Source organism: Xanthomonas pisi DSM 18956 (assembly GCF_001010415.1).
Taxonomy (GTDB): domain Bacteria; phylum Pseudomonadota; class Gammaproteobacteria; order Xanthomonadales; family Xanthomonadaceae; genus Xanthomonas; species Xanthomonas pisi.
Genome location: NZ_JPLE01000341.1, coordinates 1 through 310 on the forward strand (window position 1 = coordinate 1; position 310 = coordinate 310).

The 310-nt window shown below is 41.0% G+C and carries 1 protein-coding gene; it reads right to left on the bottom strand.

Annotated features, from left to right (window positions below):
* Positions 1–292 (bottom strand): hypothetical protein (locus Y887_RS20615; protein ID WP_157004372.1); only part of this gene is annotated, 292 nt, incomplete at its 3' end.
* Positions 293–310: the final 18 nt, after the last annotated feature.

Sequence of the window (310 nt, forward strand, 5' to 3'; positions counted from 1 at the left end):
ATTCTGGATCGGTTTCGGTCCAGTACTGTAAATCGATAGTACCTTTCGCGTTAATCTTGTCTACCAGCTTATTCATCTTAGTGTATACTACGTCAGCATCGATGCGTTTAAAGCCAGTAGCTTTAGTGAAGTAGTAATGATTTACTTCGCTATCGTTAAGGATATACCGAGAACCGTCAGCCGTTTGTGCGACAATGAATGAGAATAATACTTCACGATCAAGGCCGTCGCAGTATACAGATGAAGCATTGGTACGGATGAAAGCTTTAACGATAGCGATTGAAGTACTCATTTGTGAATCTCCTAACTC